The 16,765-nt window shown below is 64.3% G+C and carries 10 protein-coding genes; 8 read left to right on the top strand and 2 right to left on the bottom strand.

Features of this window, described 5'->3' with window-relative positions; all coding sequences use genetic code 11:
- Positions 1-244 precede the first annotated feature (244 nt).
- The 5 genes from tviB (at position 245) to FA87_RS08445 (ending at position 6,549) form a co-directional block, all read left to right on the top strand.
- Positions 245-1,513 (top strand): Vi polysaccharide biosynthesis UDP-N-acetylglucosamine C-6 dehydrogenase TviB, encoded by a 1,269-nt coding sequence (gene tviB / locus FA87_RS08465; protein WP_036117702.1) that lies wholly within the window; start codon positions 245-247, stop codon positions 1,511-1,513.
- Between the two features lie 16 nt (positions 1,514-1,529).
- Entirely contained in the window at positions 1,530-2,540 is a 1,011-nt protein-coding gene (locus FA87_RS08460) for an NAD-dependent epimerase (protein WP_043693823.1), read from the top strand.
- 51 nt (positions 2,541-2,591) lie between these two features.
- Positions 2,592-4,265, top strand: coding sequence for a GMC oxidoreductase (locus FA87_RS08455; RefSeq protein ID WP_043693820.1), 1,674 nt, complete (start codon positions 2,592-2,594; stop codon positions 4,263-4,265).
- 4 nt (positions 4,266-4,269) lie between these two features.
- Positions 4,270-5,022, top strand: coding sequence for a 4'-phosphopantetheinyl transferase superfamily protein (locus FA87_RS19845; protein ID WP_052191222.1), 753 nt, complete (start codon positions 4,270-4,272; stop codon positions 5,020-5,022).
- A 126-nt stretch (positions 5,023-5,148) separates the two neighbouring features.
- Positions 5,149-6,549: a TIGR03013 family XrtA/PEP-CTERM system glycosyltransferase gene (locus FA87_RS08445; RefSeq protein WP_043693817.1), complete on the top strand. Its 1,401-nt coding sequence runs from the start codon at positions 5,149-5,151 to the stop codon at positions 6,547-6,549.
- Here the strand turns inward: FA87_RS08445 and FA87_RS08440 are convergent.
- Positions 6,546-7,235: a J domain-containing protein gene (locus tag FA87_RS08440; protein WP_043693814.1), complete on the bottom strand. Its 690-nt coding sequence runs from the start codon at positions 7,233-7,235 to the stop codon at positions 6,546-6,548. The two genes, FA87_RS08445 and FA87_RS08440, sit on opposite strands and share 4 nt — an antisense overlap.
- Before the next feature lie 80 nt (positions 7,236-7,315).
- On the opposite strand from FA87_RS08440, the gene FA87_RS08435 reads away from it, so the two are divergent.
- Positions 7,316-8,044: a hypothetical protein gene (locus tag FA87_RS08435; RefSeq protein ID WP_043693811.1), complete on the top strand. Its 729-nt coding sequence runs from the start codon at positions 7,316-7,318 to the stop codon at positions 8,042-8,044.
- A 423-nt stretch (positions 8,045-8,467) separates the two neighbouring features.
- Here the strand turns inward: FA87_RS08435 and FA87_RS08430 are convergent, their stop codons facing one another.
- Positions 8,468-11,005, bottom strand: coding sequence for an autotransporter outer membrane beta-barrel domain-containing protein (locus FA87_RS08430; protein WP_043693808.1), 2,538 nt, complete (start codon positions 11,003-11,005; stop codon positions 8,468-8,470).
- 409 nt (positions 11,006-11,414) lie between these two features.
- Between FA87_RS08430 and FA87_RS08425 the strand changes: the two genes are divergently transcribed.
- Together FA87_RS08425 and FA87_RS08420 are read left to right on the top strand one after the other, a co-directional pair.
- Positions 11,415-13,505 carry a hypothetical protein gene (locus FA87_RS08425; protein WP_043693805.1) on the top strand — a complete coding sequence of 697 codons (2,091 nt, stop codon included), beginning with the start codon at positions 11,415-11,417 and terminating at the stop codon, positions 13,503-13,505.
- Positions 13,506-13,539: 34 nt separating this feature from the next.
- Complete coding sequence (locus FA87_RS08420) at positions 13,540-16,479, top strand: hypothetical protein (RefSeq protein ID WP_043693801.1); 2,940 nt, start codon at positions 13,540-13,542, stop codon at positions 16,477-16,479.
- The last annotated feature ends 286 nt before the right edge of the window (positions 16,480-16,765 follow it).

Here is a 16,765-nt window from a genome sequence, read left to right as displayed (position 1 = left end):
GATGTCGCGCTAGCCCTACGTTCAGGCATGGTGCCATCGGCCATTCGTCCACCCACGTAAGCCATACAGGCAAGGCGAAGGCGCGTTGCTAACCTTCTCTGGCCTCGTTTCACGGGGTTTCCGGGCCATCAGGGGAAGGACGCGTATGGACATCGTTAGCCGCAGACAGGCCGGTAGCGCCGTACACGAGGCGTCGGCCGAAGCTCGTCCCTATTCCGACGCCGAGACCGCGCCACCACGCGCGCTGGCTACCGCCCGCATCGGCGTGGTCGGCCTCGGCTACGTCGGTCTCCCCCTGGCAGTCGAATTCGGCAAGCAATACGCAACCCTCGGTTTCGACATACATTCCCGCCGCATCGATGAACTGCGCGCCGGTTGCGACGTCACGCTGGAAGTCGACGCGGGCGAACTGGCGGCCTCGAAGCGCCTGCGCTTCTCGGACGCCCTGGATGAACTGGCCGATTGCGACATCTACATCGTGACCGTCCCGACGCCGATCGACGACGCGCGTCGCCCGGACCTCGCACCACTGCGCCGTGCCAGCGAAACATTGGGCAAAGTTCTCAAGCGCGGCGACATCGTTGTCTACGAGTCCACGGTGTATCCCGGCTGCACGGAGGAGATCTGCGTTCCCATTCTCGCCGCCGTGTCGGGCCTCGTCTTCAACAAGGACTTCTTCGTCGGATACAGCCCGGAACGTATCAACCCGGGTGACAAGACACACCGAGTGACCAGCATTCTCAAAGTCACGTCGGGTTCGACGCCGGAAACCGCCGATACCGTCGACGCGCTATACCGTTCGGTCATCACCGCCGGCACGCACCGCGCGAGTTCGCTCAAAGTCGCCGAAGCCGCCAAGGTCATCGAAAACACCCAGCGCGATCTGAATATCGCCCTGGTCAACGACCTGGCCATCCTGTTCAACAAACTGGGTATCGACACGCTCGAAGTCCTCGAAGCGGCCGGCACCAAGTGGAACTTCCTGCCGTTTCGCCCCGGCCTGGTCGGCGGGCACTGCATCAGCGTCGATCCTTATTACCTGACCCACAAGGCGCAGCAGGTCGGCCACCACCCCGACGTGATTCTGGCAGGTCGCCGCACCAACGACGGCATGGGTCCGTATATCGCCAGCGAGCTGGTCCGTCTGATGGTTCGCAAGGGCATCAACCCCGTGCAGGCGCGCGTGCTGATCCTGGGCCTCGCCTTCAAGGAAAACTGCCCCGACCTGCGCAACACACGCGTGGTCGATATCGTAGGCGCCCTCGATGGCTACGGCGTGCACGTCGACGTACACGACCCCTGGGTGCGGGCCAGCGAAGCACGGCACGAATACGGAATCACCCCGGTCGACGTACCTGAGGCGGGCAGCTACGACGCCGTCCTGGTCGCGGTGGGCCATAAGGAATTCATCGCATGGGGCGCGGAAGGCATCCGCGCGTTCGGCAAGCCGGCCTCCGTCGTTTACGACGTCAAGTACGTACTGCCGCGGGAAGCGGTGGACGGGCGCCTGTGACCGCGAGACGGCATCCATGAGAGTCCTCGTCACCGGCACCGCGGGCTTCATCGGCTCCCACCTCGCCCTGCGGCTGCTCGCGCGGGGCGACGAGGTGATAGGGCTGGACAACCTGTCGGACTACTACGACGTAGGGCTGAAGAAGGCACGTCTGCGACGCTTCGCGGACGACCCGGGCTACACCCATATCCACGCCGATCTCGCCGACCGCGAGGCGGTGGAAGAAGTCTTCGCCACCTACCGCCCGCAACGCGTCGTCAACCTTGCGGCACAGGCAGGCGTACGTTACGCCGCCACCAATCCGCACGTGTACATGTCCAGCAATGTCACCGGCTTTCTGCATGTACTGGAGGGCTGCCGCCATCACGACGTGGAACATCTCGTGTTCGCGTCGACCAGTTCGGTCTATGGCGCCGACACGCGGATGCCATTTTCCGAGCATCAGCCGACCGAGCACCCGCTGACCCTGTATGCCGCGTCGAAGAAAGCCAATGAGCAGATGGCGCACAGCTACGCGCATCTCTATGGCCTGCCCTGCACCGGCCTGCGCTTCTTCACGGTGTACGGCCCCTGGGGCCGACCCGACATGGCGCTGTTCCTGTTCACCAAGGCCATCCTGGCGGGCGAGCCGATCCGGGTGTTCAATCACGGGCACCACAAGCGCAGCTTCACCTACGTGGACGACATCGTCGAGGGGATCCTGCGCACGCTCGATCAGCTGCCCGGCAGGAACGAACAGTGGTCGGGCGATCGCCCCGACCCGGGCAGCAGCGGCGTCGCGCCCTACCGCATCTACAACATCGGCAACGAGAAGCCGGTGGAGCTGCTGCAGTACATCCACACGCTGGAAGAGTGTCTCGACCGAAAGGCACGCATGGAGATGTTGCCCTTGCAGGCCGGCGACGTACCCGACACCGAAGCCAATGTCTCGGCGCTGGTGCAGGCCACGGGGTACGCGCCGCGGGTGGATGTCCGCTCCGGCGTCAGACATTTCGTCGACTGGTACCGCGCGTATTACCGGGCCTAGCGCGGCGACGAAGACTTTCCAACGCGACGCGACATTTCTGGGAGATGCGCCGTGCTCATCGATTACCTCGACCCGTCGGCACCTGCCGATCTGCAGGCGGACCTGTGCGTCATTGGCGCGGGACCGGCCGGTATCGCCATCGCGCAGTCCTTCATCGGGTCGTCGATCACCGTCTGCCTCGTCGAGGGCGGCGGCCTGACGGGTGAGAATCGCAGCCAGGACCTCTACAACGGCCGCTCGACCGGCGACATGCCTTTCGATGCCGGCACCTCGCGCATGCGCGTGTTCGGCGGCAGCTGCACCCTTTGGGGCGGCGGCTGCATACCGCTCGGCGACGACGACATGGCCCCGCGCGACTGGGTGCCCGGGAGTGGGTGGCCGCTGCGCTACGCCGAGCTGACACCCTGGTACGAGAAGGCGCGAGCCTTCTGTCACATCGACGCGTCGTACCGTTTCGGCCAGGGGTCGTTCGAGGGTCCGGTGGCACGCAAGCCGCTCGACCTCGATCCGGACGTGATGACCAACTACATCTTCGCGCGGAGTCCGATCCTGTTCGGGGAAGCCTACCGCGAGCCGCTCGGCCAGGCGGCCAACATCACCGTTCTGCTGCACGCCAACGTGATGGAGCTGCGTTCCAACGACACGGCGAGCCACGTGACCGAAGTGCGCATCGGCTCGCTCGACGGCCGCCGTGGCCGTATCCGCGCGCGGCGTTACGTCCTCGCCGCCGGTGGCATCGAGAATGCGCGCATCCTGCTGCTGTCGGACAGCGTGGCGACCCGCGGCCTGGGCAACGACCGCGATCTGGTCGGACGATATTTCATGGATCATCCCAGCGGCACGCTCGGCAGCATCCGGTCCGACACGCCCGACCGGCTCACGCGGCCCTACGAGCGCACCATCGGCAAGGCACGGGCACCCGTGTCTCCCGAGATCGGCTTGTCGATGGCGGCCCAGAAACGTCACGAAACCCTGAACGGCCGCGTGCATCCCTTCGCGGTGGAAGGCGAGGTACCGCGCGGTATTCGCGCCCTGCGCGATCTTCGCGCCGCCTTACGTGGTCCCGTACGCGACGAAGGCTCGCTGCTCCAGGCCCGGCTCAACGCCGCGCTGCAGAACGGGCCCGGTGGCGCGGTCGCCGTCTCACCGCGGAACCTGGCGCTGAGCACGATGCGCCTCGGCCTGCATATCGGCGACATCGTCCGGGCGGCCGCCCAGAAGGCGAACGACCGCCCCACCGTCCATAGCGACCGCGTCGCCCTGGTCGGCTTCTTCGAGCAGGCGCCCAACCGCGACAGCCGGATCACCCTGGATACGAGCCGCGACGCGCTGGGGTTGCGACGGGTGAGCGTGGACTGGCGACTGACCGATCTGGACCGACACACCTATCGCACGCTCACCGTGCTGACCGGCGACCGGCTGGCCCATGCCTGCGACGGCCGGTTCGAACCGGCCGCGTGGGCGATCGATCCCGCCCTGCCACCGGATGTACATGGCACGGCGCACCACATGGGTACCACACGCATGGCGAACGATCCGGCTCAGGGTGTCGTCGACCCGAACGGCAAGGTCTTCGGCGTCGGCAATCTCCATGTCGCGGGGAGCTCGGTCTTCCCCACCGGCGGCTGGGCGTTTCCGACCTTTACGCTGATCGCGCTGAGTCTGCGCCTTGCCGGTCAGTTGCGGACCTTGCTGCAAGCCTGCGAAACGGGCGGACTCGGATAGCCGGATGACCGCACTGGCCCACGCGTCCCGAAGGGACACCTTCTCCGGTCGGGTCGTCGCCCGCCTTGCCGACACGGGCTTCGATGCGCCGCGCGCCGATCAGGCCCGTGTCCTCGTGTTCGACGCCCTCGCTCTCCGCGACGACGTGTGCGATGCCAACGCCCTGCTCGACCGGACCGAACGGGCACGGGCACTTCGCTTCCACTACCCCCGCGACCGCGATGTCTACGTTCTTGCGCATGCCGTGTGGCGTATCGTGCTCGGCGAGTGCCTGCGCCTGGCGCCATCGGACGTGCCGCTGGCACGCACCGCCGATGGGCAGCCCCGCCTTCCCGGAACCGCCTTGTCGACCAGCCTCAGCCATAGCGGCGATGTGGTGGCGCTGGCGGTCTCGCCGGCGGCGACGATCGGCGTCGACATCGAGACGTACCCTCCGCGCGTGGATATGGACACGCTGATGCCGGTGTTCTGTACCCGAGCGGAAATAGCACAGCTGTCGGTTCTCGACGATGTCGCGAGGCGTTGGGCACAGATGGAACTATGGACGCGGAAAGAAGCGCTGCTGAAAGCCTTCGGTGTCGGACTGCTTACCGATCCCGCCACGACACCGGCGCCCGCGACGCATCTTCTGCTCCCGCCCCCGGAGGCGGCGCACTACCCGCCATGCATCACGCGCAACCTCGAGGGCTGCGATCGCTGGGTCGCGGCCTTCGCCGCTCCGCCGGCGATCCGGGACATTCGTCTGCACACGCTGTAACGATGACGTTACACACGGCCATACGGCCTAGCCGCGTCACGACCGGAAGTGCAATCGACACTCCCGGCGCACATGCCTAGCCTTCCGTCATCGGCACGTCGACACGCGGCGTGCAAGGGGAACACGATGATTCGTTTGCTTCGACAGCCGATCGTACGCTGGCTCACCCTGATGGGTGGATGCGAGCTGCTCCTGCTTGCCGCGTCGCTCAACGTCGCCACGTACATTCGCTTCGCACCGTCGCCGGACGACCTCGAAGCATCGATGCAGATGCTTACCGCACGCGCGGTGATGTTCGCGCTGGTCATCTTCCTCGGCATGGCGGCACTCGGCGAATACCGGTCAACGTTGCGCATGAGCTGGCGAGGTCAGCTGGCGAGACATGCCATCGCCTTCGCACTGGGCGGCCTGGTGCTCGTGGTCGGTTATTACGTGGTACCGCAGGCGTACGTGGGACGCGGCGTGCTCGGCATGGCGCTGGCGATCGGCTTTATCGCCACGGCCGCTTTCCGTGCGCTTTTCATGCGTCTGGTCGAGCTGGAAGCCCTGAAACGGCGCGTGATCGTGCTGGGCGCCGGACAACGCGCGGCGCAGATCCATAATCGCATGCGCCGCCGCTCGGACCGTCGAGGCTTCTGCCTGCTCGGATATGTGCAAGGGCCCAACGAGAACATACTGGTGCCCGCCGAACTGCTGCTCGACACGCGTGAGTCACTGGCAGGCTATGCGCGCCGTGTGAAGCTCGACGAAATCGTCGTCGGCGTGGACGACCGGCGTGGGAGCCTGCCCATGGACGACCTGCTGGCCTGCCGCCAGCTCGGCGTGCAGATCACCGACCTCACCACGTTCGTCGAGCGCGAAGCCGGTCGCGTGCAGCTGACCATGCTCGATCCGTCATGGCTGGTGTTTTCAGGCGGCTTCAACGCGTCGCCTTTCGCGCTCTTCGTGAAACGCGCCTTCGACATCGGTGCATCGCTGACGATCGCCCTGCTCTGCTGGCCGGTCATGCTGGCGGTGGTCGCCGCCATCCGGATCGAATCCGGTCGCGGACAGCCCATTCTGTACCGCCAGGAGCGCGTCGGCGAACACGGGCGCTCGTTCTGGCTGTACAAGTTCCGCAGCATGCGCACCGATGCCGAGTTGGACGGCGTGGCACGCTGGGCGAAGAGCAACGACGATCGCGTGACGCGCGTGGGCCGCATCTGCCGCAAGCTTCGTTTCGACGAGCTGCCGCAGCTGTGGAACGTGATCCGTGGCGACATGAGCATCGTGGGCCCGCGACCCGAGCGCCCGCAGTTCGTGTCGGACCTGGAAACCAAGATTCGTTATTACAGCTTGCGGCACAGTATCAAACCGGGCCTGGCGGGCTGGGCGCAGCTCAGCTATCCGTACGGGGCTTCCGAAGAAGACGCTGCCGAGAAGCTGAAATACGACCTGTTCTACGTGAAGAACCACAACCTCTTCCTCGACATGGTGATCCTGATCGAGACGGTGGAGGTGGTGCTGTTCGGCCGTGGTGCGCGTTAGTGACGCGGGCGCGGGCTCTCGCTGTGCAGACCGCGAAGTGGCGAGCTGTACCAGTCACTGACCGCGTGGTTGTCGAAGCGGACCCAGGAGGGTCCGTATTCCCACCGACCGTCCGCGCGTTGCGTGGGTTCGCCCTCGAGTGCGATGACCTCGTCTTCGCTCATCCCCAGCGACAACGGTCCGCTGACCGCGAAGGCGGAGTTCGCCGCCGGTACGCCGGTCGTTCGAACGATGGCCGCTTCCGCGTTGTCTTCTGCGTCGGATTCGCTGGCAGCGGGCATCAGCGACCAGGCGAGCACCGCGACGCCGATCGCGCCGATCGCGAGCCACCACCAGGTGCCCAGCGGTCGCCGTGGCAACGACTCCGTATCGGCGATCACCGTAGTGGCCGGCGTACCGTCCTCGATCGCGGCAGCGGGTTCCGGTGTCGCGACGGCTACGCCTGGCAGCGGTGCGCCCCCCGGCAGACGGCCATGTCGCCGGTGGAATTCCATGGCCGCGCCATATTGCCTGGTAAGCCTTTGCAGGCGACGTGCCGCCAGCGCGTCGGCATGACCGTCGGCACGGCGGTCCGGATGCCACTGTGCGACATGGCGCCGGTAGGCTTGCTTGAACTCGGCCAGCGAGCACCCAGGCTCCAGCCGGAGCCGGGTGTAGAGGTCCAGAAAATCGGTTTCGTCCGCCACCGTCGAGCTCCCCTCGCTCCGCAGCCAAGAGCGTGGCGCAGCAACCACGGCGTGACAAGTACAACTTATGGAGAATACGCATGCGCCTGCCCCACAGCGCCGCCCTCCCCGCCACGCTGCTGCTCGTCCTGAGCAGCGGCGCCGTCACCGCCGCCGACATGCCGCCGCCCGCCTTAGGCGCGCACGTTTTCCTCGGCCAGGGCGAAGGTCTCGGGGTTACCCCCGCGACCACGGCGCCGGTCGACACGCAGGTCAGTGGCAGCGTGTTCATCGCTTTCAACGCGGGGTATGCCAGCAACGATGCCACGCCGCGCGATACCTACGGGAACCGTTGGAAGCCCCTGGGCGGGGCGCAGACGTACGCGAACTACGGTGACCGGTTCACGGTGCAGGGCTATGTCGTCACCGACGGCAAAGGCGGCGCGGCGCATTCGGTTTCGATCGACAAACGCGGCGAACCCCGCGGCGAACTCTCCCTGCCCTTCGTCGAAGTACGTCACGGCACACGCGTGGCTGCCGTCGCACGTTCCTACGCCAATGGCGCCTTGCAGGTAGCCAGCGACACCGTGACGGTGAACGGACCCGCCACCTTGCTGGCGTTCTGGTGGGGCGACGGTGGCGTCAAGCACATGACCGTGAGTCCGGGCGACGGCTTCCGGCTGATCGATGCCTTCGTCACGTTGCCCGACGAGAGCGGTGTGCAGGGAGCGGTGGCATGGCGACAGGTGGAGACCGCGGGCACCTACCGCGTGCACTGGACCGTGGCACCGGTTCAGGGCGCGGCGTTGTGGCTGATCGCCATCCAGTGACGGCATTTCACTGTCCGGATCCGGACAGTGAAAAACGGCAAGTCGAATGTAAGCTTTCGACCCTGCTCGCGACCCGGGTCACGCCTGTCCGCAAAGGCGGCAAGAAGCGCTCCGGGGTGTCCGGAACCGGACGTTCACCCCTACAACCAAAGACCTATTTTTATATGCGAAACAACACGATAGCCTAATTCCTCGATACCACTGAACCGCGACGAGCCAGATGACAGGGACCGTGCAGGGAGCACGTCCACGCAAGCGACATGCATGTCGCCCCGGTGCACGGATGCACAGCGCGGAGTGTCACGAGGAATGCGAGGAATGTTGCAAGACTCGCCAGCGGTTTAGCGGTATCGAACTGGGGAACTGCACGACCTCCACGGCATGTCGTCAACGCGACATGCCGTGGTCTTTTGTGGCCGCGCGTCAGAATGACACGCGGACACCGACGTTGCCGGCCCAGCCGCGCATGCCGTAGCTGCCGACGAAGTGCTGATAGGTGCCTTCGCCGTAAATTTGCACATGTTCACCGAGCTGGCTGACCGCACCCGCGGCAACACGATACGCATTACCCACACGACCCGAGCCGAAGCGGTCGCCGGTATGGAAGGCTTCGCTGGAGACGTCCACGCCCGGATCGCCATTGCTCGTATGTGTCAGGTCCAGGCTGGCATAGGGCATGAATCGCGGCTGCGCCGTCCGGGTAACACGACCGCCAAGCGTGGCGCTGGTCTGCTTCGCCGTGCCCAGCCGGATCTCGAGTCCATCGGTGTCGCTGAAGTCCCGGAAGTTCAGCTGTTGGTGCTTCAGCTGGAACCGCGGCTCCACCGTCCAGTCGCCACCGATCGCGATCGGCAGACCCGCCTCGATCGACGTGGTCCAGCCGTGCGCGCGGAGATTGCCGACATCGGAGCCGCGCAGATCCGTGCCGACATCGCCACGGTACCGCGTGGCGCCGATGACGCCGTCTACCCAGAAGCCGTTGCCGTGCTGCCAGGTGATCCAGCCGGATACACCATTGGCATGGTATTTCGCGCTGCTGTTGCCATCGACCGCGTTGGGGGTAACGCGCGTGGTCCCCTTGTCGGCGGCCCAGCCCGCACGCAGCGAACCGTTGTCGCCATCCAGCGCGATCAGGCTGCCGCCGAGCTGCAGCGCATTGATCTGCTGATCGAAGTCGTAGCCGTAACGCTGAAACGACAGGTTCGAGCTGTAGCGCAGCTGGCCACCGAGGTAGCGCGCGAATACTTCGCCGCCGACCGGGTTGTCCGATGCGCCCTGGCGGATGTCACCTAGCCGCTGGTGCAGACCGTCGTTCATCATGTCGCCATAGGTGAGCAGCGCGGCCGGGGCGGAGAGATAAGAAGGCAGCTGCGGAGCCACGGCGAATCGCTCACGCGGGGTTTCGGGGATACCGGGGTCGCCGCCGTCACCCGGAACACCGGGATCCTCGGGATTGCCCGGGTCGCCACCATCACCAGGGCCCGGACCACCCGGATCCACCGGTGTACAGCCTCCTTCGCACACCACCTGGTTGGCGAGACGGTAGTCCCAGTTCAATGGTGCACCACCCAGCTGATTCTGCGCCGGATCGGCCTGCCCTGGGCCGAACGCGTGCAGGGTGTACTGGTATGGACCGACGGCGACATAGCCCCCGCGAAGCCTGAACGCATCGGCCCGCGAAGCGCCGCCCACCTGCACCAGTGAAATGCCCTCGTCAGCTTCGATCACCCCGTTGCCGTTGGTGTCGGTAGCGGCACCGGCGCCGCCCGGCGTCACAACGATATCGGTCACGCCCGTCGTGGTCACGTTACCCAGGATCAACAGCCGGTCCGTCTGCTGATGGGACGAAGCCCCGCCCTCATTCAGGAGGACGTTGAGCCCGATGGTGCCGCCGCTCCCCGAGAAGTCGCCACGCACGGTCGTGCTTCGATAGGCCGCGCCGCTGACCGGCGTAAAGGATGCGCTGCCGCCGTTCAGGGCGAGCGAAGCGATCGTCGAGTTTCCCGTCGAGGCCCATGCGGTGCCCGCTGCCAGCGTCATCGTCGCGTCGCCCGTCACGCTACCGGTAAGCGTCGCCGCATTGGTCAGCGAAACGTCCGCGGAGGCACTGCCCGCCAGCTGGAAGTCACCGGCGATTCGACTATCGTCCAGCTGGATGGTCGCGTGCGTCCCGTCGTTCATGCCCAGCGCGACGCCGTTCGCACCTTCGAGCGATGCGCCGTTACGCAGAATGATCGTCGGATCGACTGGCGTGTCATCCTGACTGAACACCTGGATGGCGCTGCCGCCCAGGCCACGTACCGTGGAGCCGTCCACGATGAGGGTGCTGCCGACGGAGGGCGCGTAGACAGCGCGCGTTGTCGTCACCTGCAAGCCCTGACCTTGCCCCTGCACCAGACTGCCGTCAGTCAGTGTCAGGCTGCCGTTGTACATCGCGATACCGGCGGAACCGGCACCCTGACCGATGAACCGGGTGGCCGAAGCGTCAATGACGCCGTTGCCCGCGATACTGGCGGCGTAGTCATTTCCGTTGATGACGCTGCGTGCGACGGACACGTGTGCCGCCATGCCCTTGCCTTCGGGCAGGTTGCTTTCCGACAGCAGGAGGCCTCGCTGGAAGCGACCCGTCGTTCCCGGGGAAATCGTGGAATCGGTGATCGTCAGGTTCGATCCGTTGTATCCATCCACGCCGACGCCCGACGCGGACGTGATCGTCGAGCGGTCGATGACGAGCGTACCGAACGTCGTATGCACGGCGCCGGCGGTCGACCCATTCAGCACACGCAACGTACCGGACGCCCGCACATTGAAGACCTCCGGCGAGGCGTTCTCGTTATCGAGCACGACGGTCTGACCCGCGCCGACATCGCGCGCGATCGCATAGGAAGACGTCGAAAGTGCCGCGACGATCGCGGCCGAAAGCGTCGCGCGGCGCGCAACTCGGGACAAAGTGCAATGCATGGCGTTTTCCTGCTTCGGAACCAAGACAAGGAGTCGCCGGACATGAGGTCCTGGCGACGGACGCGGCGGACACAGGTCGACGCCACGAGAGAGGGCATTACAGCCACTCGCGGCCGACCTCGCTATTGGGCGTGGTCCTAAAAGTGGATGCGGTGTGGTGCGGCCCTCCCAGCCTTTCCGATCTCGTTGCGATGACCGGGCGCGGTTCCGGCGCGTGATCCGGCAAGAGTCGCATCCTTATCGCTGTACACGTCCATGTGACGTGAAGCGCGTCGATCCTCCCAATTTAAGCTCGAACATGCCGATTTCCGGCACACCGCGCCTACGACGTCCGGACTATCGAAGCAGCACTATACGGGCGAGTAGCATCGAAGCCGCGCCATTATTCGAATCACAGGAGTGATACAACATGCAAGGAAAGCCCACCGCAAACCCTCCGCGTCGCGCACAGCTTATGCTCGACACTACCGCCCAGCCTTCCATCGGCAATAATGCCGTGGCTGGTATCGCCGCCGCTTCGCCCCAGGACGAAAACATCGGCCTGCCCACTCTGGTGCCCGACGCGTTACCCAACGATAAGATTCCGCGCACAAAGATGCTGTCTCCTCTTCTGGTCACCTGCGAGACCTGGACCAACTCGAAGCCAAACGACCTTTACAGTCTGATGTACGGCGAGACGGAGCTTGATTCGTTCGAACTTCCTTCGAGTCCACCGTACCCCCAGACGATCGAGTTGCATGTGCCGGTGGCTTTTATGGCTGCCATCGCTGAGGGAACCGTGCAAACGGTTCCCCTTCGCATGCAGATCGAAACCCTGCTCGGCATCAAGTACTACTACAAGTTCGTTTCGCCCATCTTCGACAAGCAGCCACCGGGCGGCGATCTGCCGCCGGCGATCGATTTCGATGAGGACATCGACAATAACGGCCTGACCCTCGCCAAGTTGCTCGGTCAGCTCGGTGGTGTGCTCGAAGGTACGATCCCCAGCTACGAATTCCAGGAGAAAGGCGACACCATCAACCTCTTCATGAAGCTTCGTAGTGACGGCATTCAGATTGACGCCGGAACCGTCGTCACCACGAGTAAAAGCGGTGGCACGAAGGTCACCTACGACCGCACGGTACTCGAGAAGGTCGATGGGGCCGGTATTGTCGATTTTTACTATGCCGCGACGGACGACGTCGGCAATCAACACGGGCCGGCTCCGGGAACCCCGGTCAACATGCTGATCAGGGACGCTCCTGAGACCATTCCGGCACCGCTGATCCCCCGCTTCGACCCCGAAGAAGACAAGCTGATCACCGATCTTGACGCTCGACCCGCCATGGTGATTCAGATTCCCAGGTACACGCCAACGCCTAAGGAAGGCGATTACTTCATCGTCAGTGTCGGCGACCAAAGCGTCGTCACCAGCCCGCTGAAGGCTTCAGACATCGACAACGATCCGCTACTCGAGCTGGGTTTCCCTTACACGCTGCTGTTTCCGTCCACCAACGACGGCAGCCCGCCCGCACCGATTTTCACGGCCGATGTCCGTTATCAGGTCATGCGAAGCGGTCTGTCGAGTCCGTCCGAGATCAAACCGGTTGACTTCGATCTTTCATTGCCCGGCAATCCCGACCCCAATCCTGACCCGCTGCCGAACCCGGATCCAGGTCTGCCTGCCAATCCGAACGAGAATCTGCAACGGCCTACCCTCCGGGGTGAGAGCGGCGCGGACAACGATCTTCCGGCGGACGATGCCGAGAAGGACGCTACCGGCATCGTGCCCTGGCTCGACCTTTCCGCTACGCCGGTTGCAGCGTTCAAGGAAGACGATGTCATTCAGCTCTACATCGATGCCAAAGAAGGCGGCGCCGTGGGTGCCGCATACAAGGTTACCGGCGACGACGTCACCAAGGCTGCCGATCTCGAGATTACGGTTCAGAGTGCCGACCTCCAGAGCCATTCCGGCGCGCACCAGTTTTATTACGGTGCGACCCGTAAACTGGAGAGCGGCGAGGATATCCCGGCGTTCTCCCCGTCGCGGGCCATCACCATCAAGACCGCCGGCGAACTGCCCGGAGGAGGCACGCTCTATGCCGCCACCTTCGTGAAGGCAGCGGGCAGGCGGGCCTATGGCATCAACATCGACGACGCCCGAAACGGGACACTCGTGCGCATTCGCCTGGACCAGACCAATGTCGGCGAAGGCGATACCATCACGTGGAAATTCGTGGGAACGCCGGACTTCGAACCGCCGGGACAGCCGACAAGCGACAGCGGATCGCACATCATCACAAAGAACGATCTCGTCGAAAGGGACGACAGTTCGCTTCCCAAGCCACCGGCAAAACCGATCACGGAGAAGCGTGCTTTCGTCGACATCCTGCTGGTCCCGGGCGTTCTTCTGCCCGTCAATTTCGGTCACGGTTATTTCGACTATACGATCGAAAACCAGGCCGGCAAGGTAGAGGCCGTTCAGGACAACGTGCTGATGGATGTACGCACGGGAAACTGATGCGTTACGAGCGACGGTGGATCAAGGAGGTTCCATGCAAACCGAACACGAACGCCCGGATTCACCGCCACTCGCCGACGGTGGCGCCGCCGCAGACACAATCGTGCCAGATGCGGCGCTCCCGCCCCCGCTCATTCACGAGGTCGACGCCAACGGCGGTCTCGGGTACGACCTGGTGGGCCCTAACGCCGCGGGAAGCATTGGCGTGATCGTCGGCCCGTGGGATGGCTTCGCCGATGGAGACATCGCCCGTATCCGCTGGGGCGGCACGACGGGACCGGTCGTCGGGAGCCGACTCATCAACGCCGAGGACAACGGCAAGGCCATTCCGGTCACCGTTCGTGCTTCGGCCATCCATGCCATCGGCGCAGGCATCTACGATGTAGTGCACGAAAATGTGGGCGCATCGGGCACGGTGGTTTACTCGCCTTCCCTTTCGGTCGAAGTCAAACTGAGCGTCCCGGGCGGCCTCGACCCCGACCCGAGCACCGAAACCATCAATGAGGGACTGAAACCGCCGGAAGTCCTCCCCTGGCCGCTCGGGGCGGACCTGAGCAACGTGCGCGTCGTCGTGGCCAGGTACCTCAACATCGAAGCAGGCGACAGGGTCACGGCTTCGTGGCATGGCTTCCAGCATGAGATCACGGTGTCGTCAGCGGACGCGACGGCGCCGTCGGTCGAAATAGATATACCCGAGGACGAGATCAGGCAGGTCAGCGAGGGTCCGGCGACCGTCACGTACCGCATCCTAGACCGCGTGACCAACAGTTCGAAGTGGGCGCCGCATAAGCAGGTGCAGGTGCCCCTGCCCGATCCGGGTGCGCTGCCCGCGCCTCGCGTGGAGGAAGCCGACATCGATCAGACGGTTATCGACCTGGGCAAGCTGGGTACCGGTGACGTTACCGTCCAGCCTGTCAACAACGGCGGCCTGAAGGGCGCGAGCATCACCGTGACATGGACGGGCGTGGCGGAAGACGGGACCACGCCCCGCCCTTATTCGCCGCCACCCCAGTTGCTCACCTACGACTACCAGGTACCTGAATTCATCATCCCGAATGCCGAAGTCGCAGCGCTAGGCGGCACGGCCGGCGGCGGCAAGGCCAGTGTCGCGTACAAGCGGACCAATCCCGGGGACACGCCGGTTCAGTCGAAACGCAGGGATCTGCGTGTCATCGGCAGCGAGCTACCCGCTCCTAAGGTGGATGAGGCGATCAACTACACGATTCCCGCCGAACTTGGCGTCGCCCACCTGGTCATTCCGCCGCAGACAAGGGGCGACCGGGTTACCGCCAATATCGCCGCGCCTGTGCCGTTCACAGATTCCAAAGCCATGAGCGATCCGTCGAAACCCCCTGAATTCACGCTGACGGGAACGGCGTTCATCGCGCCGAACGCCGGCTCGCCCGCCACGGCGACCTATACGGTAACCGGGCCCAACTACTCCGCGACGTCGCTTCCCTATCCATTCGGCATCCTGCCCCCTGCGGTGCCGAACCTTCCCCTTCCCGGCATCGTCGAAGCGGTCGCTAATCAGATCGATCCGCCCGCGGCGCCCAACGGAATCACCGCCTCCATTCCGGCGTCCTCCGATATCCGCGCGAGCGACGATGTGATCGTGACTGTGGCGGGTCCAGGTGGGCAGGAGACCACCGCCGCGCAAACCGGCAACCCGTCAGGCATGAAGATCGACATCGGGCCGGCGGTCGTGGCGAAGAACCTGGCCCATGCGATCACTGTGCAATACAGCGTCACGCCCAAGGCCGGCGGCGCAGCGAAGTCCTCGCCGATCGCAAACTTCAACGTGATCGACTTCCAGCCGAACGACCCGCGCGTCGGCAAGCCTGTCATCCGGCAAGCGCTAGGTACCAGCGTCCTCGATCTCAACCAGTTCGTCGGCGACGCGACGATCGACGTACCCAAATGGCCATTGATGGCCACTGGGCAGCTGTACTGGCTTACGGCGTCGACGGCAAACAGTTCGCAAGTCATTGCCACGGCCAAACCGGTCACCGGCGGGAGCGCGTTCTCGGAGCCGCTGCCGCGCCTGTGGCTGAACACCCTCTCCGACCAGACACCGCTCGTCCTCACACTGGAAGTCGCCTTCGATGGCGGCGCGCAGGCGACGGCACGAAAATTCACCTCGCTCGCCTACACGGTTCGTGCCACGGTCGCGCCACCGGCCTTCCCGGCGCCGATCATTCCGCAGGCCATCGCGTCGCGGCTCGACGGCAACAGAACGTCCGCAGACCTGGAGGTCCCGCCCACCGCGCCCTTGCTGAGCGGTGACAGCGTCGCAGCGTCATTCGGTACCCACGCCTTGCCGACAAAGACGGCCTCGCCGGCCCTGGATCCGTTTAAGATCACCGCCGCCATGATCGCGGCGGAGCGCGGCAGGACCGTGGTGAGCACGTACACCGTCACGCGCGGCGGTACCACTTTGCCTGTGTCTGCGCCGCTCAGCGTGTTCGTCACGCCAGGAGGCGATCAGTGGGATGCGACGTTCGATTTCGACGGCGAGCAAACGCGAAGCGTATCGTCCGAGACGAAAGACAAACTTGAGTTCGACAAAGTGTTCCACGTCATGTTCGACAGGAACCACCATGTCGAGAAAGAGCAGTTCATCGGCGTCAAGCCCTACTCTGGCGCTGGCCTCGACGACTACTACAAGGGCGACATCCTCTGGATCGGACACCCGACAAACAACGAGCTTATCTTAAAAACCGTCCTCTTCAACTTGTTCGAGGAATGGACGGAAGTGCGCTTCGCGGTCAGTTCGATGGACGATCCGGTGTACATCTCGTTTCAGGATGCATCGGGCAACATGATCGGCGGAAAAAAGACACTCAACGCGGGGAGCGGCAACGGCCAGTACGCCGAAGTGAGAAATGACGTCGTTGCCGGAAAGAAGGTCAAGTGGATAGAAATTGTCTGCAAGGACTCGATCCACCTCGACTTCTTCAAATTCAAAAGGTGATCGAAAAGACCAGGACAACCCGCCCATACGGCGGGTTTTCTTCATTGGCTTATCGGCCAAATGCCCCACCCGGCTAGCACGCTGGTTGTATAGGCCCCGCGCTTTTCAAAGCCTATAAATGATCTCGCGAATGCAGGTGCCACTGGCACTGCGGTAGTTCACGGGGGATCGCATGAAGGTCGACAGGATGGCGTGGAGCACGAGGGGAAAAGGGATGCAAGGTGGCACGCCAGCCGGCAAGGCCGGCCATACCACTTCGACCCTGGCCGTTCGGCCTATGCCATTG

It is taken from the genome of Luteibacter sp. 9133, from assembly GCF_000800155.1.
GTDB lineage: Bacteria > Pseudomonadota > Gammaproteobacteria > Xanthomonadales > Rhodanobacteraceae > Luteibacter > Luteibacter mycovicinus.
The sequence above is the reverse complement of the archived record's forward strand: the minus strand, read 5'-3'. Positions and strand labels throughout refer to the sequence as shown.

What these genes read in the sequence shown, in the direction of transcription:
- FA87_RS08435 (WP_043693811.1), top strand. Translation starts at nt 7,316, where the DNA reads ATGCGCCTGCCCCACAGCGCCGCCCTCCCCGCCACGCTGCTGCTCGTC.
- FA87_RS19845 (WP_052191222.1), top strand. Translation starts at nt 4,270, where the DNA reads ATGACCGCACTGGCCCACGCGTCCCGAAGGGACACCTTCTCCGGTCGG.
- FA87_RS08430 (WP_043693808.1), bottom strand. Translation starts at nt 11,005, where the DNA reads ATGCATTGCACTTTGTCCCGAGTTGCGCGCCGCGCGACGCTTTCGGCC.
- FA87_RS08425 (WP_043693805.1), top strand. Translation starts at nt 11,415, where the DNA reads ATGCAAGGAAAGCCCACCGCAAACCCTCCGCGTCGCGCACAGCTTATG.
- FA87_RS08420 (WP_043693801.1), top strand. Translation starts at nt 13,540, where the DNA reads ATGCAAACCGAACACGAACGCCCGGATTCACCGCCACTCGCCGACGGT.
- FA87_RS08445 (WP_043693817.1), top strand. Translation starts at nt 5,149, where the DNA reads ATGATTCGTTTGCTTCGACAGCCGATCGTACGCTGGCTCACCCTGATG.
- FA87_RS08460 (WP_043693823.1), top strand. Translation starts at nt 1,530, where the DNA reads ATGAGAGTCCTCGTCACCGGCACCGCGGGCTTCATCGGCTCCCACCTC.